22 protein-coding genes and 1 pseudogene are annotated in these 26,036 nt (G+C 74.7%); 12 read left to right on the forward strand and 11 right to left on the reverse strand.

Annotated features, from left to right (window positions below; all coding sequences use genetic code 11):
* Positions 1-111: 111 nt before the first annotated feature.
* Together I598_RS13415 and I598_RS13420 are read left to right on the forward strand one after the other, a co-directional pair.
* On the forward strand, positions 112-1,410 hold the full coding sequence (locus tag I598_RS13415) for a sensor histidine kinase (RefSeq protein WP_068203390.1): 1,299 nt from the start codon (positions 112-114) through the stop codon (positions 1,408-1,410).
* Positions 1,407-2,072, forward strand: a complete 666-nt coding sequence (locus I598_RS13420; RefSeq protein WP_068205291.1) for a response regulator — start codon at positions 1,407-1,409, stop codon at positions 2,070-2,072. The genes I598_RS13415 and I598_RS13420 overlap by 4 nt, the downstream gene beginning before the upstream one ends.
* A gap of 436 nt (positions 2,073-2,508) precedes the next feature.
* Here I598_RS13420 and I598_RS13425 read toward each other — a convergent pair whose 3' ends face one another.
* Entirely contained in the window at positions 2,509-3,294 is a 786-nt protein-coding gene (locus I598_RS13425; protein WP_068203391.1) for a deoxyribonuclease IV, read from the reverse strand.
* 134 nt (positions 3,295-3,428) lie between these two features.
* On the opposite strand from I598_RS13425, the gene I598_RS13430 reads away from it, so the two are divergent.
* The 5 genes from I598_RS13430 (at position 3,429) to I598_RS13450 (ending at position 8,691) form a co-directional block, all read left to right on the forward strand.
* On the forward strand, positions 3,429-3,683 hold the full coding sequence (locus I598_RS13430; protein ID WP_068203392.1) for an SHOCT domain-containing protein: 255 nt from the start codon (positions 3,429-3,431) through the stop codon (positions 3,681-3,683).
* Positions 3,684-3,690: 7 nt separating this feature from the next.
* Positions 3,691-4,140 (forward strand): hypothetical protein, encoded by a 450-nt coding sequence (locus tag I598_RS13435; protein ID WP_068203393.1) that lies wholly within the window; start codon positions 3,691-3,693, stop codon positions 4,138-4,140.
* 63 nt (positions 4,141-4,203) lie between these two features.
* A complete protein-coding gene (locus I598_RS13440; RefSeq protein WP_068203394.1) occupies positions 4,204-5,028 on the forward strand; it encodes a hydroxymethylpyrimidine/phosphomethylpyrimidine kinase in 825 nt (274 codons plus the stop codon).
* A gap of 148 nt (positions 5,029-5,176) precedes the next feature.
* The gene (locus I598_RS13445; protein WP_083973614.1) at positions 5,177-7,831 is read left to right on the forward strand and encodes a phosphoenolpyruvate carboxylase; all 2,655 of its coding nucleotides are present in this window, start codon (positions 5,177-5,179) and stop codon (positions 7,829-7,831) included.
* Positions 7,831-8,691: a copper homeostasis protein CutC gene (locus tag I598_RS13450; RefSeq protein WP_083973292.1), complete on the forward strand. Its 861-nt coding sequence runs from the start codon at positions 7,831-7,833 to the stop codon at positions 8,689-8,691. Before I598_RS13445 ends, I598_RS13450 begins: the two co-directional genes overlap by 1 nt.
* Positions 8,692-9,142: 451 nt before the next feature.
* Here I598_RS13450 and I598_RS13455 read toward each other — a convergent pair whose 3' ends face one another.
* The 6 genes from I598_RS13455 to I598_RS13480 form a co-directional block, all read right to left on the reverse strand.
* Positions 9,143-9,904: a VOC family protein gene (locus I598_RS13455; RefSeq protein WP_068203396.1), complete on the reverse strand. Its 762-nt coding sequence runs from the start codon at positions 9,902-9,904 to the stop codon at positions 9,143-9,145.
* Positions 9,905-10,020: 116 nt separating this feature from the next.
* A complete protein-coding gene (locus I598_RS13460) occupies positions 10,021-11,019 on the reverse strand; it encodes a 5'-3' exonuclease (RefSeq protein ID WP_068203397.1) in 999 nt (332 codons plus the stop codon).
* A gap of 104 nt (positions 11,020-11,123) precedes the next feature.
* Complete coding sequence (gene crcB / locus I598_RS13465; protein WP_068203398.1) at positions 11,124-11,513, reverse strand: fluoride efflux transporter CrcB; 390 nt, start codon at positions 11,511-11,513, stop codon at positions 11,124-11,126.
* The gene (locus I598_RS13470) at positions 11,510-11,974 is read right to left on the reverse strand and encodes a fluoride efflux transporter FluC (protein WP_068203399.1); all 465 of its coding nucleotides are present in this window, start codon (positions 11,972-11,974) and stop codon (positions 11,510-11,512) included. The genes crcB and I598_RS13470 overlap by 4 nt, the downstream gene beginning before the upstream one ends.
* A gap of 121 nt (positions 11,975-12,095) precedes the next feature.
* Positions 12,096-13,112, reverse strand: a complete 1,017-nt coding sequence (locus tag I598_RS13475) for a sigma-70 family RNA polymerase sigma factor (RefSeq protein ID WP_068203400.1) — start codon at positions 13,110-13,112, stop codon at positions 12,096-12,098.
* Between the two features lie 42 nt (positions 13,113-13,154).
* The gene (locus I598_RS13480; protein WP_068203401.1) at positions 13,155-15,497 is read right to left on the reverse strand and encodes a SpoIIE family protein phosphatase; all 2,343 of its coding nucleotides are present in this window, start codon (positions 15,495-15,497) and stop codon (positions 13,155-13,157) included.
* A 143-nt stretch (positions 15,498-15,640) separates the two neighbouring features.
* Here I598_RS13480 and I598_RS13485 point away from each other — a divergent pair, with 143 nt between their 5' ends.
* Together I598_RS13485 and I598_RS13490 are read left to right on the forward strand one after the other, a co-directional pair.
* Positions 15,641-16,342, forward strand: a complete 702-nt coding sequence (locus tag I598_RS13485; protein WP_232314164.1) for a hypothetical protein — start codon at positions 15,641-15,643, stop codon at positions 16,340-16,342.
* Between the two features lie 32 nt (positions 16,343-16,374).
* On the forward strand, positions 16,375-17,577 hold the full coding sequence (locus I598_RS13490; RefSeq protein ID WP_068203403.1) for a MalY/PatB family protein: 1,203 nt from the start codon (positions 16,375-16,377) through the stop codon (positions 17,575-17,577).
* 22 nt (positions 17,578-17,599) lie between these two features.
* Here the strand turns inward: I598_RS13490 and I598_RS17465 are convergent, their stop codons facing one another.
* Entirely contained in the window at positions 17,600-18,643 is a 1,044-nt protein-coding gene (locus I598_RS17465) for a M15 family metallopeptidase (protein ID WP_157557244.1), read from the reverse strand.
* A gap of 58 nt (positions 18,644-18,701) precedes the next feature.
* On the opposite strand from I598_RS17465, the gene I598_RS13500 reads away from it, so the two are divergent.
* Positions 18,702-20,735 carry a penicillin-binding transpeptidase domain-containing protein gene (locus I598_RS13500; protein ID WP_068203404.1) on the forward strand — a complete coding sequence of 678 codons (2,034 nt, stop codon included), beginning with the start codon at positions 18,702-18,704 and terminating at the stop codon, positions 20,733-20,735.
* 82 nt (positions 20,736-20,817) lie between these two features.
* Here I598_RS13500 and I598_RS13505 read toward each other — a convergent pair whose 3' ends face one another.
* From I598_RS13505 to I598_RS13515, 3 genes and pseudogenes are all read right to left on the reverse strand, one after another.
* Entirely contained in the window at positions 20,818-21,267 is a 450-nt protein-coding gene (locus I598_RS13505; RefSeq protein ID WP_068203405.1) for a hypothetical protein, read from the reverse strand.
* 73 nt (positions 21,268-21,340) lie between these two features.
* Positions 21,341-22,611: pseudogene (locus I598_RS13510) on the reverse strand (amidohydrolase).
* A 97-nt stretch (positions 22,612-22,708) separates the two neighbouring features.
* Positions 22,709-24,757, reverse strand: a complete 2,049-nt coding sequence (locus tag I598_RS13515; protein ID WP_068203406.1) for an NAD(+) synthase — start codon at positions 24,755-24,757, stop codon at positions 22,709-22,711.
* Between the two features lie 71 nt (positions 24,758-24,828).
* Here I598_RS13515 and I598_RS13520 point away from each other — a divergent pair, with 71 nt between their 5' ends.
* Both I598_RS13520 and I598_RS13525 read left to right on the forward strand, forming a co-directional pair.
* Positions 24,829-25,572 (forward strand): copper resistance CopC family protein, encoded by a 744-nt coding sequence (locus I598_RS13520; protein ID WP_083973298.1) that lies wholly within the window; start codon positions 24,829-24,831, stop codon positions 25,570-25,572.
* A 151-nt stretch (positions 25,573-25,723) separates the two neighbouring features.
* On the forward strand, positions 25,724-26,005 hold the full coding sequence (locus I598_RS13525; RefSeq protein ID WP_068205295.1) for an HU family DNA-binding protein: 282 nt from the start codon (positions 25,724-25,726) through the stop codon (positions 26,003-26,005).
* The last annotated feature ends 31 nt before the right edge of the window (positions 26,006-26,036 follow it).

Here is a 26,036-nt window from a genome sequence, read left to right on the forward strand (position 1 = left end):
TCCTGCTCCGTCGGCCGGATGGACCCGGGTCATCCTTTCGGCGGATGCCGGCCCGGCAGGCCGAGCCCGACGTCGGATGCCACGGCGGGGTGCCCGACCTACGCTCGCTGGGTGCCCGAACCCTCCGACCCCACCCCTGCCGACCGGCCGGCCCGCCCGACCGCCCCGACGGGGTCCGGCCTGCCGGGCGGACCGACGGCGCCGCCGCGGGCCCCGGGTCGCGCCGCACGGATCTGGTCGGAGACGTGGCGCCTCGGGCTCGCGCTCCTCATGAGCATGGTCGTCACCGGGTTCGTCGTCGTGGAGGTCGAGGCGCAGCGGATGGCGATGACGGGCGAGCAGCTCGCGCTCGACATCGCCGTCGGGATGCTGTGCTTCGGCCTGGTCCTGCTGCGGCACCGCTGGCCGACGGCGGTCGCCCTGGTGGTGTGCACCGCGGGAGCCGTCTCGGTGTTCGCCGTCGGCCCGATCACGCTCGCCGTCGTCTCGCTCGCGACCCACCGGCGGTGGTGGCGTATCGCCGTCGTCGCCGTGGTGTACACCGTCGCCCTGTGGACGTACGAGCAGCTCTACCCGTCCGTCGAGCCGATGCCGTGGGCCGTGTCGATCGTCGGCGGGCTCGGGATGTTCGCCCTGCTCGTGTGGATCGGCGCCTACGTCGGGCTGCGCCGCGAGCACATCGCGTCCCTGTACGAGCGGATCGCGACGGCCGAGCGCGAGCAGGCCAGCCGTGTCGCGCAGGCCCGCGCCAACGAGCGGGCACGCATCGCCCGCGAGATGCACGACGTCCTCGCCCACCGCATGTCGCTGGTCGCGATGCACGCCGGGGCGCTCGCGTACCGCTCCGACCTGCCGCCCGAGCAGGTCGCCGAGACCGCGGCGCTCGTCCGCGACTCCGCCCACGAGGCCCTCGGCGAGCTGCGGGAGGTCCTCGGTGTGCTGCGTGGGCTCGACGGTCCCGCACCCGGAGCCGACGACGCCGAGGCGCGCCCCGAACGCCCCCAGCCCACCCTCGCCGACCTCGACGAGCTCGTCGTCGCGACCACCGCCGCCGGCACCCCGGTACGCGTCACCGACCGGGTGCCCGATGACGCCGCCCTGCCCCTCGCGGCGTCCCGCAGCGCCTTCCGCATCGTCCAGGAGGCCCTGACCAACGTGCGCAAGCACGCCCCCGGCATCACGGCGTCGATCGTGCTGCGCGGCGCCCCCGGCCAGGGCCTGTGGATCACGGTGAGCAACCCGACCCCCGCCCGCGAGCCCGCCGCACCCGGCGCCGAGACCCGACCCCCGACGTCCGGGCTCGGCCTGCTCGGGCTCATGGAACGCGCCGAGCTCGCCGGCGGCACCCTCACCGCCCGCGACGCCGACGGCCGGTTCGTCGTCCAGGCCTGGCTACCGTGGGCGCCATGAACGTGGTGAACGTCGTGGTCGTGGACGACGACCCCCTGGTCCGTGCCGGGCTCCGCCTCATCCTCGGCGGGACCCCGCAGGTCGACGTCGTCGCGGACGCCGCCGACGGTGCCGACGCCGTCGACGTCGTCCGCCGCACCCGACCCGACGTCGTCCTCATGGACATCCGCATGCCCCGGCTCGACGGGCTGGAGGCCACGCGCCGCGTCGTCGCGCTCCCCGACGCACCGCGCGTCATCGTCCTGACGACCTTCGACACCGACGACATGGTGCTCCAGGCCCTGCGCGCCGGAGCCGCCGGGTTCCTCCTCAAGGACACCCCGCCCGAACGGCTCGTCGCCGCGGTCCTCGCCGCCGCCGACGGCGAGCCCACCCTCTCGCCGTCCGTCATGACCCAGCTCATCGCGCGGGTGTCCGCCGAGGTGCCCGACCCGGCCGTCCGCCCCGGCTCCGCCGCGCAACGCGTCGCGTCCCTCACCGACCGGGAGCGGGAGGTCGCCGTCGTCCTGGCGCGCGGGCTGTCGAACGCGGAGATCGCCGCCGAGCTCTACCTGAGCGTCCCCACCGTGAAGACCCACCTGTCGCGGATCCTCGACAAGCTCGGCGCCGCCAACCGTGTCCAGGCCGCCATCGCCGTGCACGACGCGGGCCTCACCGCGTAGCCGAGTCAGCGCACGTCGGCGCGAGTCAGCGCAACCGGGCGCCAGTCAGCGCAAGCGAGCGCGAGTCAGCGCAGTTTTGCGCGAGTCAGCGCACGGCGGCGCGAGTCAGCGCAGGTTGCGGCGAGTCGGCGTGCGCTGGCTTCCGGACGGCGGAGGGAGCCGCGCGTCGTCGCGTTCACGGGCCCCAGGGGGCCCTCCACTTCGGGTCGGACGACGACGCGCGGCACCCTCCGCCGTCCTTCGTCGTCACGTCGGGCTTGTGGTCTCGACGACGACGACGCGCGGCACCCTCCGCCGTCCTTCGTCGTCACGTCGGGCTCGTGGTGTCGACGCCGGCGGGGGCGGGGCGGTCGTGCACGGACGTGCGCTGACTGAACGAGGTTCACGCTGACTCGCGCCGATGTGCGCTGACTCGCGCCGTCGTGCGCTGACCGCGTCAGAGGCGGGCGCGGAGCCAGGCGATGTCGGTGCCCATGTCGCCCTTGGTCTCGCAGATGACGGGGGCGCCGGCATCGCGGACGACGCCGACCAGGAGGTCCTCGGGGATCTCGCCGACGCCGAAGTTGGTGTGCCGGTCGGCGCCCGACCCGGCGGCGTCGCGGGAGTCGTTGGCGTGGACGAGGTCGATGCGACCGGTGATCGCGGTGACGTCCGCGACGACGGTCGCCAGGTCCAGGCCCCCGGCCCAGGCGTGGCACGTGTCGAGGGTGAATCCGACGTCGGACCCGCCGTCGGCCTGCTGGATCGCGGCCCACAGCTGCTCGATCCGGTCCAGGCGGCGGGCCATCGAGAAGTCGCCGCCGGCGGTGTTCTCCACCAGCACCGGGACGTCCGTCTCGAGGGAGTCGATCGCCTTGCGCCAGTTGTCGAACCCGGTGGCGGGGTCGTCCTTCGCGGTGACGTGCCCGCCGTGCACCACCACACCCTTCGCGCCGATCTCGCCCGCGCGGGTCATCACCTGCTGGAGCAGCTTGCGGCTCGGGATGCGGATGCGGTTGTTCGGCGACGCGACGTTGATGACGTACGGCGCGTGCACGAACACGTCGATCCCTGCGGCTGCGACGTCCGCGCGGAACGCCTCGGCACCGCCGTCGTACTCCAGCGGCGGCACCTTCCACGACTGCGGGTCGGAGACGAACACCTGCACGACGTCGGCCTGGAGCCGGCCGGCCTCCGCGACGGCGTCGTCCAGGGACACGTGGGCACCGATCTGCAGGCTCATGCCCGCCAGCCTAGGCGGCACCACCCACGCTCGCGGGATGCGTCACGCCGGGACGCTCCGAGGTACCTCAACTGTCCGACGCGCGCGCGTGTCCGCTGCTACGTTGCAGGCCTCACCAACGGAGGAGTCGCGGGATGGTCTGGGGTAGTGGCTGGTTCACCGTCATCTCGCTCGTGCAGCTGCTGGCGCCCCTGGTGACGGCGACCGCGCTCGTGGTCATCGCGGTGACTTTCGTCCGTCGCGCCCGCGCCGCCGCCCCGGTGGACCCGACCGACCGCCCCGGTCTGATGGAACAGCGGCTGGAGCACCTCGACCGGCTGCACGCCGCGGGGCGCATCACCGACGACGAGCGCAGCGCGGCCCGCGCCCGGCTGCTCGGCGAGTTCTGAGGCGGCCGTGGAACCCTCCGACCTCCTGGACGCCTACCACTCGGGCGACATGACAGGTGACGACGTCTTCATCGAGGACCCCGCGTTCGTCGACCCGACGTTCGTCGACCCGTCGGGCGGCGCGTTCGGCAGCCTCTTCGCCCTCGTCGCCGTGCTCGTCGTCATCAGCGTGATCGTGGGCGTCGCGATGTCGGTGCGGCGTGCCGCCAAGCTCCGTGACGCGGGGATCGACCCGCTCGACCCCACGACGGACCTGCAGATCCGGTACATGCAGCGCACGGCACCGTCGCCGGAGACCCGTCGTCCGACCCCCGACGTCCCGCCCGCCCCCGCCCAGGCATCGACCCCGCGGCCGGTCGAGGAGCGGCTCGCCGAGATCGACCGCCTGCACGAGGCGGGCACGATCACGGCGGCGGAGCGCGACGCGGCCCGCGCGCGGGTCATCGAGACCATCTGACGCAGCCCCCCGCGGTCGCCCGGCACGATCTGGAGCGAACGGCGCGCGCGTAGGCTGGGACGCATGCCCAGCACTCCTCCGCTCGCGTACGTCGTCGCCGGTTCCGAGGCCACCGGCGGCGCCGGCATCCAGGCCGACCTGAAGACGTTCCAGCAGCTCGGCGCGTACGGCGTCGGCACGCTCACCTGCATCGTCTCGTTCGACCCGCAGAACGACTGGGGTCACCGGTTCGTCCCGGTGGACCCGCAGGTCATCGCGGACCAGATCGAGGCCGCGACGGGCACGCACGACCTGGACGTCGTGAAGATCGGGATGCTCGGCACCCCCGCCACGGTGGACGTCGTGGCGCGGTCGCTGGCGGCGCAGCCGTGGCGGCACGTCGTGCTCGACCCGGTGCTGATCTGCAAGGGCCAGGAGCCGGGCGCCGCGCTGGACACGGACACGGCGCTGCGGGAGCAGGTGCTGCCGCTGGCGACGGTCGTCACCCCGAACCTCTTCGAGGCGCGCACCCTGGCGGGCATGGACCGGATCGGTTCCGTCGAGGAGCTGGTCGAGGCGGCCCGCCGCATCCACGCGCAGCTCGACACCCCGGCCGGGCCGCGGTACGTCGTCGCCAAGGGCGGTGCAGAGCTGCCCGGGCCGGACGCCGTCGACGTCGTGTTCGACGGGCAGGAGGTCACCGTCCTGTCGGCGCCGAAGATCGGCGAGGAGCGGGTGTCCGGCGCGGGCTGCACGTTCGCCGCGGCGATCACCGCCGAGCTCGCGAAGGGCGCGGACGTCCCCGACGCCGTCCGCACGGCCAAGGACGTCGTCACCGCGGGCATCGAGGCGCGGGTCGCGGCCCGCACCCCCTTCGACACGGTCTGGCAGGGTGCGTACCGCCCCTGACCCCGCCACGGGAGGGTCAGGTGACCGCACACCGGACGCAAACTTCGCCTCAAGCCCGGTTCGGCTTACCCTCGGGTGCGTGACCGACAACAACGGACAGCACAGCCCGAGCACGGGCGCCATCGAGCGTGTGGTCGCCCGTCACGAGATGCCCGACCCGCTGCGCGAGGACATCCGCCTGCTCGGCGGCCTTCTCGGCAGCGTGCTGCGGGAGTCCGGCGGCCAGGAGCTGCTCGACGACGTCGAGCACCTGCGCGAGCTGACGATCCGCGCGTACGGCGTGGTGGACGACGGCGTCGCGCTGGCCGAGGCCGCGGACGTCGTCGCGGGGTTCTCGCAGGAGCGTGCCGAGCAGGTCGCCCGCGCGTTCACCTGCTACTTCCACCTGGCGAACCTCGCCGAGGAGTACCACCGGGTGCGGGTGCTCCGGCAGCGTGAGCTCGAGGCCGGCGCGGCCATCGAGGAGTCCCTGCCGGCGGCGTTCACGCAGCTCGCGGAAGAGGTCGGGCGGGACGAGGCGCTGCGTCGCCTCGGCGAGCTCGAGTTCCGGCCCGTCCTGACGGCCCACCCCACCGAGGCGCGCCGCCGGGCGGTGTCCGGCGCCGTGCGCCGCATCTCCACGCTGCTCGCCGAGCGCGACACCATGCACCTCGGCGGGACGTCCCGCACCGAGAACGAGCGCCGGCTCCTCGCCGAGATCGACACCATGTGGCGCACGTCCCCCATCCGCGCCAGCAAGCCGACCGTCCTCGACGAGGTCAAGACGGCGATGGGCGTGTTCGACGCCACCATGTTCGACACGTTCCCCGAGGTGTACCGCCGCCTGGACGACTGGCTGCTCGACGGCGAGGCCGGGCGCACGCTGCCCCTGGCGAAGCCGTTCGTGTTCCTCGGCACGTGGATCGGCGGGGACCGCGACGGCAACCCCAACGTCACCGCGGAGGTCACCCGCCAGGCCGCGACGCTGGCCGCCGAGCACGCGCTGACCGCCCTGGAGAACGCCACCCGGGCCACCGGCCGCAAGCTCACCCTCGAGGAGGCGAGCACGCCCGCGTCGGCGGGGCTCAAGGCGCTCTGGCAGAAGATGCGCCAGCTGTCCGACGAGCTCGTCGTGCAGGCCGCCGCCGAGTCGCCGAACGAGCCGCACCGCGCCGCCGTCCTCGCGATCGCCGGCCGGATCCGGGCGACCCGCACCCGCGACGCCGACCTCGCCTACGGAGCCCCCGAGGAGCTGGAGGCCGACCTGCAGGTCGTGCAGTCCTCGCTCGTCGAGGCCGGCGCCCACCGCGCCGCGTACGGCGACCTGCAGCGCCTCGTCTGGCAGGTGCAGACCTTCGGGTTCCACCTGGCCGAGATCGAGGTCCGCCAGCACTCGCAGGTGCACGCCGCCGCGCTCGAGGAGATCGCGGAGAAGGGCGTCCACGGCGACCTCTCCGACCGCACCCGCGAGGTGCTCGACACGTACCGTGCGCTCGGCGCCGTGCAGAAGCGGTTCGGCGTGCGCGCCGCCCGCCGCTACATCGTGTCGTTCACGCAGGCGCCCGAGCACCTGGCCGCCGTCTACCAGCTCGCCGAGCTCGCGTTCGAGGGCAGCGACGACGTGCCCGTCATCGACGCGATCCCGCTGTTCGAGACCTTCGCGGACCTCGAGAACTCCGTCGACATCCTCGAAGCCATGCTGGAGATGCCGCAGGTGCAGCGCCGCCTCGCGGAGAACGGCCGCCGCGTCGAGGTCATGCTCGGCTACTCCGACTCCTCCAAGGACGTCGGCCCCGTCGCCGCGACCCTCGCCCTGCACTCCGCCCAGTCGCGGATCGCCCAGTGGGCGGCCCGCCACGGCATCACGCTCACCCAGTTCCACGGCCGTGGTGGCGCCCTCGGTCGCGGGGGCGGCCCCGCCAACCGGGCCGTGCTGGCGCAGCCGCCGCACTCCGTCGACGGTCGGTTCAAGCTCACCGAGCAGGGCGAGGTCATCCTCGCCCGCTACGGCGACCCGACCATCGCGGCCCGGCACATCGAGCAGGTCGCCGCGGCCACCCTGCTCGCGTCCGCGCCGTCCACCGAGGAGCGCAACGCGACGACGGCGGAGCGGTTCGCCCCGGTCGCCACGTCCCTCGACGCGACGTCCCGCGCCCGGTTCCACGAGCTCGTCAAGTCCGAGGGCTTCCCCCAGTGGTTCGCCCAGGTGACGCCGCTGGAGGAGGTCGGCCTGCTGCCGATCGGCTCCCGTCCCGCGAAGCGCGGCCTGTCCGTCAACTCGCTCGACGACCTGCGCGCCATCCCGTGGGTGTTCTCCTGGTCGCAGGCCCGCATCAACCTCGCCGGCTGGTACGGGCTGGGCACCGCCCTGCGGGAGTTCGGCGACCTCGACGTGCTGCGCGCCGCGTACACCGAGTGGCCGCTGTTCGGCACGCTCCTCGACAACATCGAGATGTCGCTCGCCAAGACCGACGAGCGCATCGCCGAGCAGTACCTCGCCCTCGGCGACCGCGACGACCTCGCGCAGATGGTGCTCGACGAGCTGCGCCTCACCCGCGAGTGGGTCCTCAAGATCACCGGCAACGACTGGCCGCTGGCCAGCCGCCGCGTGCTCGGGCGCGCCGTCCAGCTCCGGTCGCCCTACGTGGACGCCCTGTCGCTGCTCCAGGTGCGCGCGCTGCGCGCCCTGCGCACCCAGGGTGCCAGCGAGGGTCTCACGGTGGACGACGGCGAGTGGGTCGACGGCGGGTACAAGGACCGCTGGCAGCACCTGCTGCTCCTCACCGTCAACGGCGTGTCCGCCGGCCTGCAGAACACGGGCTGATGGACCAGGACGTGACGCCCGTCGGTGCCGCGGCACCGACGGGCTCCGCCGTGCCCGGTGACGCCGTCCCTGCCGGCACCGCGCGGCCGGAGGCCTGGCGTACCGGGACGGTGCCCGTGCTCGAGCTCGCCGTGCAGGACGTCGCCGGGGTCGACGTCGCGGCCCGTGTCGGGGCACGACGCGTCGAGCTGTGCGCGGCCCTCGGCGCCACCGGCGGCATGACGCCCGGCCCCGGACTGCTCGCCGCCGCCGTCGAACGCGCTGCCGCGCCCACCGCCGGAGCACCCGTCGAGGTGCACGTGCTCGTGCGCCCCCGCACCGGCGGCTTCGTGCTCGTCGACGGCGAGCTCGACGTCCAGGTCCGCGAGGTGACGGCCGCCGTCGCCGCCGGGGCGCACGGCGTCGTCGTCGGAGCCCTCACCCCGGCCGGCACGGTCGACACGGCGGCCGTCCGCGCCCTCGCCGCCGCCGCGGCCGGGGCCGAGGTCACCTTCCACCGGGCCTTCGACCAGGTCGCCGACCCGATCGCCGCCCTGGACAGCCTCGCCGCCGCCGGCGTGACCCGGGTCCTCACCTCCGGTGGCGCCGCCCGCTGCCTCGACGGCCTCGACCGGCTGCGGACCTGCGCCCACCACGCCCACGGCCGGCTCGGCGGTGCCGTGCAGGTCATGGCCGGCGGCGGCGTCCGCGTCGACGACGTCCCCGCACTGCGCGCCGTCGGCGTCGACGCCGTCCACCTGTCCGCCAAGCGTGTCGTGTCCGACGACGGTGGGCCCGGCGGGGGAGGGGACTCCGGCTACGAGGTCACCGACCCCGACGTCGCCGCGGCCGCCGCCGCGGCGCTGGGGCTGCTCGGCTGAGCTTCGTTCGGGCTGTTCGGGCTGTTCGGGCTGTTCGGGCTGTTCGGGCTGTTCGGGTCGGCCGGGGCGCCGGGGTGGCGCGCCGTCGCGTTCACGGGCCCCCAGGGGGGCCCTCCACTCCGGGTCTGACGACGGCGCGCGACCCCGGCGACCCCGGCCGGGTCAGCGCCGTTCGATGCGAGTCAGCGCAGGTTCCACCGAGTCAGCGTACGGACGGCCGAGTCAGCGCTCGGCGTGGCGAGTCAGCGTACGGATCGCCGAGTCAGCGTACGGACGGCCGAGTCAGCGCTCGGCGTGGCGAGTCAGCGTACGGACGGCCGAGTCAGCGCTCGGCGTGGCGAGTCAGCATCAGGACCGCCGAGTCGGCGCGACCTGCGCTGACTCGCGTCGGACCGCGCTGACTCGCGTCGGACCGCGCTGACTCGCGTCGGCCCGTGCTGACTCGCGCAGGTCAGGCGTCGACCGCGATGAGCTGGAAGCGAGCGCCCGTCGGGTCGGTGACGCCGACCTGTCGGCCGTACGGGGTGTCCACGGGCTCGCCGTCGACGACGGCACCCAGCTCGCGGGCGCGCTGCGCGGCGGCATCGACGTCGGACGCGCCGAGGTACACCAGCCAGCGGCTCGGGCCCTCGTCCTCGGGGGCTCCGTAGATGCCGGCGGTCGCGGACTCCTCCGGGCCGTTGGTGGCGTAGCGCCAGCCGCCGTCGTTCGGCATCTCCTCCGTCGCCCAACCGACGGCGGCACGGTAGAACGCGAGCGTCGCGTCGTAGTCCGTCGTCCACACCTCGAACCAGCAGGGGGCACCGGCCTCCATGACGCGCGTGAAGCCGCGGTGCTGCCCCGGCTCCCAGAACGCGAGCCCGATGCCGGTGGCATCCGTCGTCATCGCCCAGCGACCCTGGCCGGGTACGTCGTCGGGTCCCATCACCACCGTCCCGCCGTTCTCGACGACGGCCGTGACCGCGGCGTCCACGTCCGACGTCGCCAGGTACACGCCCCACTCGCTCGGCTGGTCCGTCACCTGGTGCGGGCCCACGCCGGCGACCGGTTCACCCTCGTGGAGGAACTGCCCGTAGTGGCCGAACTCCTCCCCGAAGTCGACGTGCTCCCAGCCGAACAGTGCCGAGTAGAAGGCGACGGCGGCCGGCAGGTCGCTCGTCCCCAGGTCGATCCAGATCGGTGCGCCGTCCTCCACGTCGCCGCGTGCGGGCATGACTCCTCCTGAGGCTCCGGTGTCCTGGTGGTGCGGACCAGTCCAGCACGGGCCTGCGACGGTCGCTCCTCGAGCGCGGGCCGCATCCCGGGGGAGAGGCGTCAGGGAGGCGACGCTCAGCGGCCTGCCAGCGCCGTCGTCACCCGCTGGACGCTGGAGCCGATCCCCCACCGATCGACGAGACCGGCCAGCGCGTCCGGGTCGCGGGGTGCGCGGGGAAGGGCGTCGTCGACGTCGCCCACCGGGGCGTCGGCCGCCACCTGCACGACGCCCGGCGCGACGGCGAGGTAGTCGGCCGCCGCCGCGATCTTCGTGCGCTGCGACGGCGTCACACCGGGCTCCCCGGCTGCTGCGGCGGCGAGCACCCGGTCCAGAGTGCCGAAGGTGGCGAGCAGCTTCGCCGCCGTCTTCTCCCCGATGCCGGCCACGCCCGGCAGACCGTCCGACGGGTCGCCGCGCAGCACCGCCATCTCCGCGTACGCCGTCCCGGTGGGGACGCCGTACTTCTCGGCCAGCCGCGCCTGGTCGACGACGTCCGGGTCCCGGATGCCCCGCGCCGGGTACAGCACGCCGACGCCCGCGGCGTCGTCGACGAGCTGGAAGAGGTCCCGGTCACCCGTGACGACGGCGACCTGCAGGTGGGCGGCTCCACCGGCGGGCGACGGGGGTGTGCCCGTCGCGGCCCCCGGCAGGGAGCCGCTGCCGGTGCGCGCGGCGAGCTCGCGCGCCACGAGCGTGCCGATGACGTCGTCGGCCTCGTGACCCGGTGCGCCGACCCGGGCGATGCCGAGGGCCGACAGCACCTCCACGACGACCGGTACCTGCGCGCGCAGGTCGTCGGGCATCTCCTCGACGTCGGGGCCGTCGGCACGCTCCTCCAGCACCCGGTGCTGCTTGTAGGAGGGGATGGCCGCGACCCGGAACGCGGGCCGCCAGTCGTCGTCCCAGCACGCGACCAGGCGGTCCGGACGGTGCTCGGTGACGAGGAACGCGATCATGTCGAGCAGGCCCCGGACCGCGTTCACCGGTTCTCCCGCGGGGGAGCGCAACGAGTCCGGCAGGCCGAAGTAGGCGCGGAAGTACAGCGAGGCCGTGTCCAGCAGCATCAGGCGCATGGGGTCAGCCTCCCATCCGGACGGGTTCGGTCGCCTGTCACCGGTTCGGTCGTCACAGCGACCGAACCGGTGACAGGCGACCGAACTGATCCCTGGGGTGCGCGTCAGCCGCCCACGACCGCGCCGGCGAGCAGCAGCCCGACGGTCACGGCGGCGACGGACGCTCCGAGCGTGCCCAGCGCGTGCCGGACGGCGGCGCGGGCGCGGCCACCACGCAGGATGGTCACCGTCTCGACGACCGACGTCGAGAACGTCGTGAAGCCGCCGCAGAACCCGACGACGAGGAACAGGTGCCAGGCCTCGGCCGCGCCGGTCAGGGCGATCCAGCCGGACACGACCCCGATGACCAGGGAGCCGGCCGTGTTGACCACCCAGGTGCCCCAGGGGAAGCCGGACGGCCGGCGCGCCTTCACGGTGTCCGCCACCCAGAACCGTGCGGCCGCACCGAGGCCGCCACCGACGGCGACGACGACGAACGCGAGCAGCCCGCTCACGACGGGTCCTCCGCACGCAGCAGGCGGCCGAACGTGCTCGGCGGTGTCCGCGACCCGAGCAGCACCCCCAGCAGCGCCGCCGTCGCCCCGAGGACGAGGGTCGCGGCGGCATAGGCGACCGCCGTTCCCCAGACCCCGTCCTGCGCGAGACGGGTGAGCTCGAGGCCGAGCGCCGAGTAGGTCGTGAACCCGCCGAGGACGCCGGTCCCCGCGAACAGGCGCACGGCACGCAGCCGCCGCGACTCCGGCCCGCGCCGCGCCAGGGCCTCCAGGAGCCAGCCCAGGAGGAACGCGCCGACGACGTTCACCGTGAAGGTCGGCCAGGGCCACCCGTCGGTCGGGTGGGGGAGCGCGAGCCCGACGGCGTAGCGCAGGCAGGAGCCGACGGCGCCTCCCGCGGCCACGAGGGCGAGGAGCCGCAGGTCGCGGTGCGGGGGGCGGGCTTCGGGCACGGTCACCATCCTGGCGGGTCGCCGCCGACCGGTGCCACCGGAGCCTGCGCTGACTCGCGCCGGCTCGCGCTGACTCGCGCCGCTGTGCGCTGACTCGCGCCGGCTCGCGCTGACTCGCGCCGGCTCGCGGTCAGGCGCGCTGCGCCACAGGGGCGGCGTCGTACGCGTGCTCGGCGGGCAGGTGGTCGGGCAGGCCGAAGCGGGGGAACCAGGTGGCGGTGTCGAGGAACGTGGTGATGCCGGTGACGTGTCCGGCGCCGTCGTCCTCCAGGACGACGAGTCCCCAGGGCCGCCAGCCGCCGTCGGGGGCGCAGCGGTACTGGCCGAAGGCGATCGAGCCGTTGGCGCGCACGGGCAGGCAGCGGGAGCCGCGGCAGCCGGCGCCCGGGCCGAGCATCCAGCGGGCGATCTCCGACGGGCCGGTCACCCACAGCGTGTACGGCGGCATGTTGAGCACGGCGTCCTGGTGCAGGAGCCGCACGAGGGCGTCCATGTCGTACCGCTCGAACGCGTCGAGGTAGCGGCCGAGCAGCTCGTCGTCGACGGTGCCCCAGCGTTCCTCGTCCCGGTCGAGGGCCTTCGCGCCGAGGGTGGCGCGCGCCCGCTGGAGCGCGCTGTTGACGGACGCGACGGTCGTGTCGAGCAGGGTGGCGGTCTCCGCGGCGGACCAGCGCAGGACCTCGCGCAGCACGAGCACCGCCCGCTGGCGGGGTGGCAGGTGCTGCAGGGCCGCGACGAACGCGAGCCGGACCGACTCCCGTCCCACGGCCATGTCCGCGGGGTCGCCCTCGCGCGGCAGCACGGCGTCGTCCGCGACGGGCTCGACCCAGCGCTCCTCGGGCAGGGTCTCGCCGAAGTTCTCGATCTCGGCGGGCTGCGGGCCGCCCAGGCCCATCGGCCGCTCACGCCGCTTCGACGACCCGAGATGGTCGAAGCACACGTTGGTCGCGATGCGGTACAGCCACGACCGCAGCGACGACCGGCCCTCGAACCGGTCGTAGGCGCGCCAGGCGCGCAGCATCGTCTCCTGCACCGCGTCGTCGGCGTCGGCCGCCCCGCCGAGCAGGCGGTAGCAGTACCCGGTGAGCTCGCGGCGATGCCGCTCGAGGAGCGCGCCGACGTCCGGCGCGTCCACCGTCTGTGTCATACACCACACCGTACGACCGGCCACCGACAGACGCGAGGGGCGTCAGGTGCGTCGTCGGCGCGCCTCGTCACGGGTCCACGGCAGCACCCGCTCGACCAGCGGGATCGACGCCGTCGCCGCCGACGACGACCGGCGCGCCACCGGGACCGCGCCCGTCATCGGCGCCGACCCCAGGTCGATCTCGAACCAGACGGTCTTCCCGTCGCCGCCGGACGCGTGCCGGCCCACGGTGCCGTCGCCCTCGTGCTGCTCCACGCCCCACCGGGACGCGAGCCGGTCCAGGAACTGCACGCCCCGACCCGACAGGTCGCGGGGCTCCGGGTCGCGCAGCACCGGCTCCTTCGTGCAGCCGTCCCGCACCCCCACGCGCAGCCGCCGCCCGTCCACCTCGACGGTCGCCGTGATCGGGCCCCGGCCGTGCTCCAGCGCGTTCGTCAGCACCTCGCTGCTGAGCAGCATCGCGGTGCGCCGCACCTCGACGCCCACGTCGCACGACTCCAGGACGTCGTCCACCCACCGCCGCGCCGGCCCGAGGTCGGACAGGTCGTCGGCCACCTTGCGCTCCGCCCGGGCGGGCCCTTCCGCGGACGGCGGCCCCGTCGTCGCCGGGACACGGGCGCGGACCGCCAGCACCGCGACGTCGTCCCGCTGCGCGCGTCCCACGAGCCGCCGCACGAGCGCCCGCGGCAGGCCCGCCGTCGCCTCGCCGTGGAGGTCGGCCAGCACCTGCACGAGGTCCTCGGTGCGTTCGGTGATCGCCACCCCGCGCTGCTCCACCAGGCCGTCGGTGTACAGCACGAGCGTGTCGCCCGGCAGCAGCCGGGCCGTGCGGTCGCGGCGCTCCGCCGCCGGGTCGATGCCCAGCAGCATGTCCGGCCGCGCCGACAGCGTCTCCACGGTGCCGTCGCGCCGCAGCACCAGGGGCAGCGGGTGCCCGGCGTCCGACCACGTGAGGGTGTAGCCCCGCTCCGGGGCGCCGTCCGGCCCGGTGTCGCCCCGCGGGCAGTCGTCGTGGTCGAGACGCACGACGACGGCGGTCGCCAGCGCACCCGGCCCCAGCTCGGCGTTGGCACGGTCCAGGCGGGTGAGCATCTGTGCCGGGGACTCGTCGTGGCTCCAGGCCAGGGCCCGCAGCATCGAGCGCAGCTGGCCCATCTGCGCGGCCGCGCTCACGTCGTGGCCGGCGACGTCGCCGATGGTGAGGATCGCCGTGCCGTCGTCGCGAACCACCGCGTCGTACCAGTCGCCGCCCACCTGGTCGGTGCGCGCGGCCGGGGCGTAGGTCGTGGCGATGTCGAGGTGCGCCACCGCCGGCGTGTCGCTGAGCAGCGACTCCTGCAGCGTCGTCGCCACCCGGCGCCGGGCCTCCAGGAGCGCGACCCGCTCCAGCGCCATCGCGACGTACCGCGAGACGGTCGTCTCCAGGGCCGCGGTGCCGGTGTCGTGGTCCCGCTTCTCGGCCCAGACGCAGATCACGACGCCGATGACGTCGTCCTCGACGACGACCGGCAGGAACGACCGCGCCCCCGTCGACATCAGCCCGATGCCCGCCATCGCGGGGTAGGCCTCGATCATCTCGTCCTGGTCGCGGTAGAACAGGGTGCGCCGGTCCCGGACCACCGCGGTGTCCGGGCGGGGGGCGTCCAGGCGGATGCTGCGCATCCCGTCGGGGAAGCCCGGCTCCTGGTGCCCCACCGTCACGTAGCGCAGGTGCCGTCGGTCGGCGTCCACCAGCGCGAGCGAGCACCAGCGCGCCCCCATGCCGGTCCCGACGACCTCCGCGATCGTCTCCTCGACCTCCTCGATCGTGGTGACGCCCGCGAACCGCTCCGACAGACCCAGCAGGAACTGGGCCCGCTGGTGCGCGCGGAACGCGACCTGCTCGGCGCGACGCGCACGCTCCCGCTCGGCCCGCAGCCGCAGCTCGCTCGCGCACGCCGCCGCGAGGTCCGCCAGGGTGTCGAGCTCCTCGTCGGACCAGGGGCGCGGGACCCTGTCGATGGCCCACAGTGCGCCGACCACCTCGCCCCGGCCGTCCGCCACCGGGTAGCCCGCCAGCGCGCGGGCGCCCACCTGCTCGACCACCCACCGGTCGAGCAGCCGCGGGTCGTCCGCGGTGTCCTCGATGATGAACGGGGCGCGCTCGCCCACCACGATCGCGGTCGCCGGGTTGTCGAACCGGACGCGGCGTGACGCCTGCACCTCAGCAGGCAGGCCGAACGCGCCCGGCAGGAGCTGGCCCCCCTGGTCGAGCACGACGAACACGGCGGCGGGCACGCCGAGGTTGCGGTGCACGAGCCGCACGATGCGGTCGAACACCTCGTCCGCGGAGAACTCCGCCGTCGGGCCGGGGGTCGACGGACCCAGGACCTGCGTCTCGGGCACGACCCCAGTATGCCGTCCCGCGTCCGAGATGCCGGACAAGAGGTGCCGATCGGCCCGCGCGCGCCACCTCGCACCGCCCAGCCGTTGCGACCTGGGTCACACCGCGCGCACACTGGAGCAAGGACCGAGACGGGGGTGGCACCGTGGTAGGAACCGCAGGAACGTTCGACGCCCTGCCCATGCTGGGGCGCGGCAAGCATCGCAACCCGAAGAAGGGCGCCTGCTTCATGGAGCTGGCGTCGTTCCTCGCGGGCGAACGCTGGAGCGATCATCCGCAGTGCACGCACCCGCTGTTGGCGATGCTGGCGCGCGCGGTCAACGACCTGACCTCCGACGCCGCCCGGCCGAGGCTCGCCCCGCTGATCCCGTCCGTCATCGGGCTGAACAGCGACGACCCCCGCTGGGACGTCCACATCGCGCTCCGCGCCGCACGCACGGCGCTGCCCGTCGCCCCGGCCGACCGCCAGCAGACCCTGGCCGTCGCGATCTACGGCGGCGAGCGGATGCTCGACGTCCTCGACGGCCGCCCCGACGGCACGCTGGCGCCGGAGAGCGTCGACGCCCTCGCCACGACGCCGCAGACCGCCGAGTGGGCCCGCCGGTTCTGCGCGGGCACGCACGTCCGCCCGAAGCGGTTCGTGCGTGACGCCGCGCCGTCCGTCGTGTCGACCGCCGTCCAGGGCATCAGCGAGGCGTACGTGCCGGACTCCGACGCGCGCCTGCGCGACCTGCTGGTGGAGACCATCGCGGACGCCCGTCGCTGGGCCGGCCACGACGCCCCGGCGGGCGACCTGCGCGAGGAGCAGTGGGTGGACGTCGTCCGGCCGGCCGGAGCCCGCGCCTGAAGGAGTGGACGGCGTCTGGTAGACACGCTCGGGTGACCGACGCGATCCCCTGCCCGCTCGACCAGCTCACCCTCGACGACCTCCGCCGCAGGACGTCCGTCAAGTGGCGCGCCTACCCCGACGACGTGCTGCCGCTGTTCGTCGCGGAGATGGACGTGCCGCAGGCGCCCGTCGTCGTCGACGCCGTCACGCGCGCACTGGAGGTCGGGGACACCGGCTACGACGTCGGCACCACGTACGCCGCCGCGCTCGCCGGGTTCGCGCAGCGCCGCTGGGGGTGGACCCCCGACGAGCGGACCAGCCGCACGATGCCCGACGTCATGGTCGCGATCGTCGAGGTGCTGCGCGTGCTCACCGCCCCGGGTGACGCCGTCGTCGTCACCCCGCCCGTCTACCCGCCGTTCTACGACTACGTGCGCACCGAGGGGCGGCAGGTCGTGGAGGCGCCCCTCGACGCGGACGGCCGCCTCGACCCCGCCACCCTCGAGGCGGCGTTCGCCGAGGCGACCGGCGCGGCCGCCTACGGCAGCGGGCCCGGCTCGGGTCGCCGCGCCGTCCTGCTGCTGTGCAACCCGCACAACCCCACGGGCACCGTCCACACGCGCGAGGAGCTGGAGTCCGCCCTCGCCCTCGCCCGCCGGTACGGCGTCCGGGTGGTCGCCGACGAGATCCACGCCCCCTTCGCGTTCCCCGACCTCGTCCCCGGTGCCGAGCCCTTCACCCCGCTGCTGTCCGTCGCGGGCAGCGAGGACGCGATCGCCGTGCACTCCGCCTCCAAGGCGTTCAACCTGGCGGGGCTGCGCGCCGCCACCGCGGTCGGCGGGCCCGACGCCGCCGCGGACCTGCGCCGCATCCCCGAGGTCGCCGGGCACGCCGTCAACCACCTCGCGGTCCTCGCGCACGCCGCCGCGTACACGCACGGCGACGCGTGGCTGGACTCGCTGCGCGCCGGCATCGTGCGCAACCGGGACCTCATGACCCGGCACCTCGCCGACGTCGCCCCCGCCGTCCGCGTCCACCCCGGCCGGGGCACGTACCTCGCCTGGCTCGACGTCCGCGACGCCGTCCCCGCCGGTGCCGACCCGCACCGGCACGTCCTCGACACCGCGAAGGTCGCGCTCGGCGACGGCTCCCACTTCGGCGCCGGCGGTCGGGGGTGGCTGCGGCTCAACCTCGCGACGTCGGCGGAGATCCTCACCGAGGCCGTGGTCCGGCTGGGGCGCGCGCTGGCCTGACCCGCGGGACCGGGCGACGGCGTCAGCCGGTCGCCCCCACCGCCTCCTCGAGGGTGAGGCCGGTGCGGTGCAGCCAGGCGGCGAGGTCGCGGCCGACGTACCGCAGGTGCCAGGGCTCGGGCCGGTAGCCGGTGACGTCCTCGGCGCCGGGGGTGTAGCGCACCACCCAGCCGTGCCGCCACGCGTTCGCGGCGACCCAGTCCGACGACGCCGTCCCCCCGAAGCCCGTGAACCCGGTGCCGGCCTGCGTGACGTCGGCGGCCCAGCCGGTCTGGTGCTCGGACTCGCCGGGGCGGGCGGAGAACCGCTCGGCGGCGGCCCGGCCGTGCTGCTCGGCGTACCGGTCGAAGAGCCTGCCCTGGTAGGCGGCGGAACGGTGTCCCGACACCATGACGAGCCGCTTCCCGGTGGCCTTGCGCGCGGCGGCGGCGAGCTCGTCCAGGGCGGCCGCCGCCTCGGGACGCAGGCCGACGCGCTCGCGGGCCGCGGCCGAGCGGGGGACGACGAGGTCGTCGGGGCGCCACCGGGCGGGCTCCACGGGGTGGGACTTGTTGACCAGGACGGTGGGGTCGGCGGGGTCGGAGCGCAGCGGCCAGCGGGCGTCGACCCGCTGCTCGCGACTGGTCGCGGACGCGGCGGTCGCGGTGGCGGGCAGGTGCAGGCGCCACACGGTGGTGCGCTCGGCGGCCCAGTGCTCGGGGAGGGTGATCTCGGCGAGGTCGACGGGGTCGTCGTCGACGGTGGTCGTGTCGCGGGTGACCCAGGCCCCGTCGACCTGCTGCTGCAGGTGCACGACGCGCCCCTCGGCGGGCACCACGACGACCTTGTCGACGAGGGTCTCGCCCACGACCCCCTGCCGGACGGGGTCCCAGCCGACGACGGCGGTGGGCGTCGAGGGGTCGGCGGGCGTCGGCGCGGGCGTCGGCGCGGGAGCCGGCGTGGGGGCGGGAGCGCGGGTGGCCACCGGCGGGGGATCGGTGCCGGGGGTGCTGGGCAGGTCCGCCAGCGGGGCGACGAGGAGCGTCGCGACCAGCACGGAGGTGCCGGTGGCGCGCGACCTCGACACGACACGACGGTGGAGCGGCACCCTTCCAGCGTGCCAGAGAAAGCGCTAGCCTCGCCAGGTGCGCCGACGGACAGCCCTGACCGTGACCGCCCTCCTCGCGCCCGTGGTGCTGCTCGTCGCGGCCTGCACGGGACCCGACGGACCGACGGCGCAGGACGCCGCGGACGACCTGGCGGCGGGCCTCGCGTCGGGTGACCTGTCCGGCGTAGTACTCGTGACGGACACGGGCGCCGACCCGCAGGCCCACCTGACGGAGACCACCGAGCCGCTGCGCGAGGCCGCGGAGCAGGCCGGAGTCGCGCCCACGGTCACCGTGGCGCAGGTGACGGTCGACGAGGAGGCCGAGCCCCGCACGGCGCAGGCGACGCTGGCGTGGACGTGGCCCGTCACGGCGCAGGACGCGTGGGAGTACACGACGACGACGTCCCTGGAGCAGGTGGAGCCGCCCGACGGGTCGGACGAGCCGCCGTCGTGGCAGGTCCGGTGGGACACGGACCTCGTCGCGCCCGAGCTGCGGGCGGGCGAACGGTTCGACGTGAGCACGGCCGCCCCAGACCGCGGCGCGATCCTGGACCTGCACGACGAGCCGCTCGTCACCGAGCGGGACGTGTGGCGCATCGGGATCGACAAGACGTTCGGGACGGCGTCGCAGTGGCGCGGCCAGGCGGAGGACCTGGCCCTGGTCGTGGGGCTCGACCGGCAGGAGTACGCCGACCGCGTCGAGGCGGCGGGAGAGAAGGCCTTCGTCGAGGCGATCACGATCCGCGACGTGAACCCGGGCGTGAACTTCTCCCTCGACCAGGTACGGGGCATGGACGGCGTGAACGTCGTCGCCGACACGATGGAGCTCGCGCCGACGTCGACGTTCGCCCGCGAGGTCCTGGGCCGCTCCGGCCCGGCGACGGCGGAGGTCATCGCGGAGTCCGACGGCGCGATCGCCGAGGGTGACGTCGTGGGGCTGTCGGGCCTGCAGGCCGACTACGACGAGGCGCTGCGCGGCCTGCCCGGCGTGGTCGTGGAGCGGCTGCCGGCGGAGCAGGACGCCGAGGCGGGCGAGGATCCCGTCGAGGTGTTCCGGGTGGAGCCGGTGGACGGCGCCGACGTCGCGACGTCGTTCGACCCGGCGCTGCAGGAGCGGGCGGAGGAGGTGCTGGCCGACGTCGGCCCGGCGAGCGCGATCGTCGCGATCCGGCCCTCGACGGGCGACGTGGTCGCCGCCGCGAGCGGGCCGGGCAGCGAGGGCTGGTCGACGGCGACGCTGGGCCAGTACCCGCCGGGTTCGACGTTCAAGGTGGTGGACGCCCTGGCGCTGCTGCGCTCCGGCGTGACGCCGCAGGACACCGTGTCCTGCCCGGAGACCCTGACGGTGGACGGGCGCACGTACGAGAACGTGCCGGGCTACCCGGCGTCCGCGACGGGGAAGGTGCCGCTGGCGACCGCGTTCGCGCACTCCTGCAACACCGCGTTCATCGGGGCGATGGCGGACGTCGACCCGGCGGACACCGCGGCGGCGGCGGCGGACCTGGGTCTGGTGCCGGACCTCGGTGCCGGGGCCGCGTCGTTCGGCGGCGACGTCCCGACGGACCTCGAGGGGCAGACGGCGCGCGCGGAGGCCGCGATCGGTCAGGGCACCGTGCTGGCGTCCCCGCTGGGCATGGCGACGGTCGCGGCGAGCGTCGCGGCCGGCGAGAAGGTCGAGCCGCGGCTGGTGCGGGAGGTCGTGGGCGGTGCGGAGGACGCCGCCGCGGCGCCGTCCCCGAGCCCGTCGGGCAGCCCGTCCGCGCCGGCCGAGGAGGAGTCCGAGGACGCGGCGCCGCAGGGCACGCCCGCGGGCCTGACCGCCGACGAGGCGGACGCCCTGCTGAAGCTCATGGGTGGCGTGGTGTCCGAGGGCAGCGCGTCGGCGCTGGCGGACGTCCCCGGCGTGGTCGGCGCGAAGACGGGCACGGCTCAGTACGGGGACGGCTCGCGCCAGCACGTGTGGATGCTGGCGGTCGCGGACGACCTCGCCGTCACGGTCTTCGTCGAGGACGGCGAGTACGGGTCGACGACGGCGGGCCCGCTCATGGGGGAGTTCCTCTCCCGCCGCTGACCCGCTGGTGACACGCAGACGGCCTGGCCGGTGGGTTCCACCGGCCAGGCCGTCTCGTCACCGGCGCGAGGCCGGAGGGGGATCACTCGGGAACGGAGTACCCGGTCTCCCCGCAGAGCGCCGCCAGCGCGGCCGCGGCGTTCTCCACGTCGGTGGGGTCGGCCGACCCGCCCTCGATCGCGGTGGTGAACGGTGCCTGGACCGTCTGCAGGATCGCTGCAGGCTGGACGTCGGCGTAGCGGAGCTGGGCATCGATCCGGTCGCGGATGATGAGGAGCTCCGAGGCGTTCTCCTCGGTCGCCGGTTCGGCGACCGCAGGGGCCCACTCGGTCACGCGGGCGTGGATCGACAGGTCCCCGCCGTCGTAGTAGCCGCGGCACGTGGTCAGCGCGTCGACGGTGCCCTCGCTCTGCGTGGAGGCCTCCGGGGTGGCGGAGGTCTCCGCTGCCGGCTCGACGGTGTCCGGTCCGGCACAGGCGGCGAGCAGGAGGGCAGCAGAGAGCGCCGCGGTAGCGGCGACGAGGGTACGCATGGAACGATTCGACAACGCGTTGCCCGGGGCAGGCAAACCCGGACGGGCGTTTGTGCGCGGTCTCACATCGTGGTCAGGCGAACCGCGCGGAACGCTCCACGACGCGGCCCGCGCCCCGCCCGCCGTCGGCCTCGGCGTCCCAGGTGTAGACCTCGGTGCCGGTGACGAACACCCGCTCCGCGCGCGAGGTGACGTCCAGCGGGTCGCCCGACCACACGACGACGTCGCCGTCGCGGCCCGGCTCCAGCGCCCCCACCCGGTCGCCGAGGCCGAGGAAGTCCGCCGGGTTCACCGTGAGCGCCTCCAGCGCGACCTGCGGGTCGAGGCCCTCCTTCACCGCGAGCGACGCCTGGTGCACGAGGAAGTTGATCGGCACCACCGGGTGGTCCGTGGTGATCGCGACCCGCACCCCGGCGTCGGCCAGCCGTCCCAGCGCGGCGATCGACCGGTTCCGCAGCTCCACCTTCGAGCGGGTGGTGAACATCGGGCCGAAGATGACCGGCACGTCCCGCTCGGCGAGGACGTCGGCGACGGCCGCGCCGTCCGTACCGTGGTTGATGACCAGCCGGTAGCCGAACTCGTCGGCCAGCCGCAGGGCCGTGGCGATGTCGTCGGCGCGGTGCGTGTGCTGGTCCCACACGAGCTCGCCGTCGAGCACGCGGGCGAGGGTCTCCTTGGCCAGGTCGCGCGTGAACGGCTTGCCCTCGGACTCGGCGTGCGCCCGGGCCGCCGCGTAGTCCTGCGCGGCGACGAACGCCTCCCGGATCACCTTCGCCACGCCGAGGCGCGTCGACGGCGTCTGCTCTTGTCCCCGTACACCCGCTTCGGGTTCTCCCCGAGCGCGGACTTCACCGAGACGGCCTCCGCGATCACCTGCTCGTCGACGGTGCGCCCGCCCCACGTCTTGATCGCGACCGTCTGCCCGCCGATCGGGTTGCCCGAACCGGGCTTCACGACGACCGACGTCACGCCGCCCGACAGGGCGTCCCGGAACCCCTCGTCCTCGACGTTGATCGCGTCGAGCGCGCGCAGCGCCGCGCCGTTCGGGTTCGTCATCTCGTTGGTGTCGTTCCCGGCCCAGCCCTCGGCCTCCTCGTGGATGCCGACGTGCCCGTGCGACTCCACGAACCCGGGCAGCACCCACCGTCCGCCCGCGTCCACGACGCGCACGCCGGCGGGGATCTCGACGTCGGCTCCGACGGCGGTGACGACGCCGTCCACGACCAGCACGGTGCCGTGCTCGATCGGGTCGCCGACGACGGGGACGACGTAGCCGTTCGTGACGGCGACGGAGGACAGGGTGGTGCCCGGGGTGCGGGGCTGGGTGGAGGTCATGGCGTCCATCCTGCACCTCGGTGCTCGATGGATCGGTTCGGTCGACCGTCACCGGTTCGGTCGTCCGGACGACCGAACCGGTGACGACCGACCGAACCGATCAGGTTCAGGCCTCCGGGACGTTCGCCTCGATCTCGGCCAGCCAGGCGGCGGGCGAGGCGTCGGACGGCATCCGCCAGTCGCCGCGCGGGGACATCGTGCCGCCGGGGGACACCTTGGGGCCGTTCGGCAGCGCCGACCGCTTGAACTGCGAGGAGAAGAACCGCCGCACGAACACCACGAGCCAGCGGCGGATCTCGGGCAGGTCGTAGGCGGAGCGCTCGTCGTGCGGGTAGTTGGGCGGCCACTCGCCCGCGGCCGGGTCCCGCCAGGCGTGCCACGCGAGGAACGCGATCTTCGAGGGCCGCAGCCCGTGCCGCAGCGTCCAGAAGAGCGTGAAGTCCTGCAGCGCGTACGGCCCGACGACGGCCTGGGTGGACTGCGGCGTCTCGCCCGCCCCCACGGGCACGAGCTCCGGCGAGATCTCCGCGGTGACGACCTCCCGCAGCACCTCGCCCACCTCGGCCGGGAAGTCGCCGGAGTCCGCCACCCAGCGGATGAGGTGCTGGATCAGGGTCTTCGGCACGCCGGTGTTCACCGCGTAGTGCGACATCTGGTCGCCGACGCCGTAGGTGCACCACCCGAGGGCCAGCTCGGACAGGTCGCCCGTGCCGAGCACGATGCCGCCGCGGTGGTTCGCGATCCGGAACAGGTAGTCGGTGCGCAGCCCGGCCTGCACGTTCTCGAAGGTGACGTCGTAGACGGGCTCGCCGTCGCCGAACGGGTGCCCGAGGTCGCGCAGCATCTGCGTGGCCGCGGGGCGGATGTCCAGCTCCTCGAACGTCACGCCGAGCGCGGTCGCGAGCCGCACGGCGCGGTCCTTCGTCTCCGCGGACGTCGCGAACCCCGGCATGGTGATCGCGTGGACGTCGCTGCGCGGACGACCGAGCCGGTCCATCGCGCGGGCGGCCACGAGGAGGGCGTGCGTCGAGTCAAGGCCCCCGGAGACGCCGATGACGACCTTCGGGCCGCCGATGGACGCGATCCGCCGCTCCAGGCCCGTCACCTGGATGTTGTAGGCCTCGTAGCAGTCGCGGGCGAGCCGCTCGGCGTCGTCGGGAACGAACGGGAACCGGTCCACCTTGCGGCGCAGGCCCACATCGCCCGACGGCGGCCGCACCTCCCACCCGACGGTGCGGAACCGGCTCGTACGGTCCGCCAGCGCGCGGCGGTTGTCGTCGAACGACCCCTGACGCAGCCGCTCCTGGCGCAGCCGGTCCAGGTCGACGTCGGCGACCGACCGCCGCGGTCCCTGCGGGAACCGTTCGGTGCGGGCCAGCTCGTCACCGGCCTCGTAGAGCATCGTCTGGCCGTCCCACGACAGGTCGGTGGACGACTCGCCCTGGGACGCGGCGGCGTACGCGTAGGCGGCGAGGCAGCGCGCCGACGACGAGCGCACGAGCAGGCGACGGTCCTCGGCGCGGGCGATCGTGATCGGGCTCGCGGAGGGGTTGAGCAGCACCGTCGCGCCCGCCAGTGCGGCCTCCGCGGACGGCGGCACCGGCACCCACATGTCCTCGCACACCTCGACGTGCACCACCAGGCCCGCGACGTCGGTCGCCCGGAACAGCAGGTCGGGGCCGAACGGGACCTCCTCGCCCGAGAACGGCAGCCGCACCGTGCCGCCCTGCGTCCCCGCGCCCGCCGCGAACCAGCGCTTCTCGTAGAACTCCCGGTAGTTCGGCAGGTAGGACTTCGGGGCGACGCCCAGCACCCGCCCGCCCTGGACGACGACGGCGCAGTTGTACACCCGTCCGTCGACCTCCAGCGGGGCGCCCACGACGAGCAGGGGGCGCAGGTCGGCGCTCGCCGCGACGATCGTGGCGAGCGCGTCGCCGACCGCCTCCAGCAGGGTGTCCGCGAGGTGCAGGTCGTCCAGGGCGTACCCGGACACCGACAGCTCGGGGAACACGGCCACGGCCACGCCGTCGTCGTGGCAGGCGCGCGCCTCGGCGACGATCGTCGCGGCGTTCGTCGCGGGGTCGGCGGTCGCCACGGGCACCGTGCAGGCGGCGATCCGGGCGAACCCGTGGGCGTAGGCGTTGGCGAAGTCCACACCCCGAGTCTGCCCGACGACGGCCCTGCCGCGTTCGCCGGACGTCGTACCCCGGCGCTAGGGTCGCCTGCGTGGCGCAGAAACCCGCGGGTCCCGACCCCCGCTCCCAGCAGCCCTCCCGTCCCGCGGACGAGGAGTGGACGCCCGTCGTCCGCACCGGTCGGCGGCGTGCGGTGGCGCTGGTCGTCGTGCTGTCGATGGTGCTCGCGCTCGTCGGCGGGACGGTCGTGTCGATCCTCTCGGCCGGGTCCGCCAGCGCCCACGACCAGCTCGTCGGCTCCGACCCGAAGGACGGCGCCGAGCTCGAGGAGCCGGTGACGTCGGTCACCCTGGAGTACAGCGCCGAGATCATCGCGGACGGCACGCAGGTGCGCGCCACGACGCCGGACGGCGAGGTGGACGCCGACGTCACGGTGGACGGCACCGACGTCGTGGTCGACCTCGGCGAGCAGACGTCGGGCGGCGAGTACGACCTCGCCTGGCGGGTCGTGTCCTCCGACGGGCACCCGATCGAGGGCGAGCTCTCCTGGACCGTCGCCGACCAGCCCGAGCCCACGCCCTCCGACGAGGCCACGCCCTCCGACGAGCCGTCCGAGACCGCTGAGAGCCCCGAGGCCGCCGCGTCGGACGCCGCGGCCGAGCCGGCGCCGTCGTCGAGCCCGGCGCAGTCCACGGACGACGACGGGTCGATCCCGCTGCTCTACGGCGCCGCCCTCGTGGCGATCATCGGCGTCGCGCTCGCCCTGCTCGTGCGCTCGCGCCGCCGCCTGCACGACCAGGCCGGACCCGGCCCGGAGGGGGCTCCCGAAGACTGAACCGACGTCCGCGGGGCGCGCCGACGCGCCGAGAAGTCGCAGAAACCCGCGGATGTTCCATAGTGTGTTCCCGGTCCTCCGGTTCATCCGGTCCGACCGTGAACGTGACGGCGTGCGCGACCGCACGCCGTGATCCGGAGAAGGGATGCTCATGTCGCTCAACAAGTCCGAGCTCGCCTCGGCCATCGCCGCCAAGGCCGGTCTGACCAAGTCGGACTCCGAGGCTGCGCTCAACGCCCTGCAGGAGGTCCTCGTCGAGTCGCTGGGCAAGGGCGAGGCCGTGAAGATCACGGGTCTGCTCTCGGTGGAGCGCGTCGAGCGCGCCGCTCGCACCGGCCGCAACCCGCGCACCGGCGAGGAGATCCAGATCCCGGCCGGCTACGGCGTGAAGATCAGCGCCGGCTCGCTGCTGAAGAAGGCCGTCTCGGCCTGACGCCTCGCGCGAACCCACGAGGGCCCGTCGT

Source organism: Isoptericola dokdonensis DS-3 (assembly GCF_001636295.1).
Lineage (GTDB): Bacteria > Actinomycetota > Actinomycetes > Actinomycetales > Cellulomonadaceae > Isoptericola > Isoptericola dokdonensis.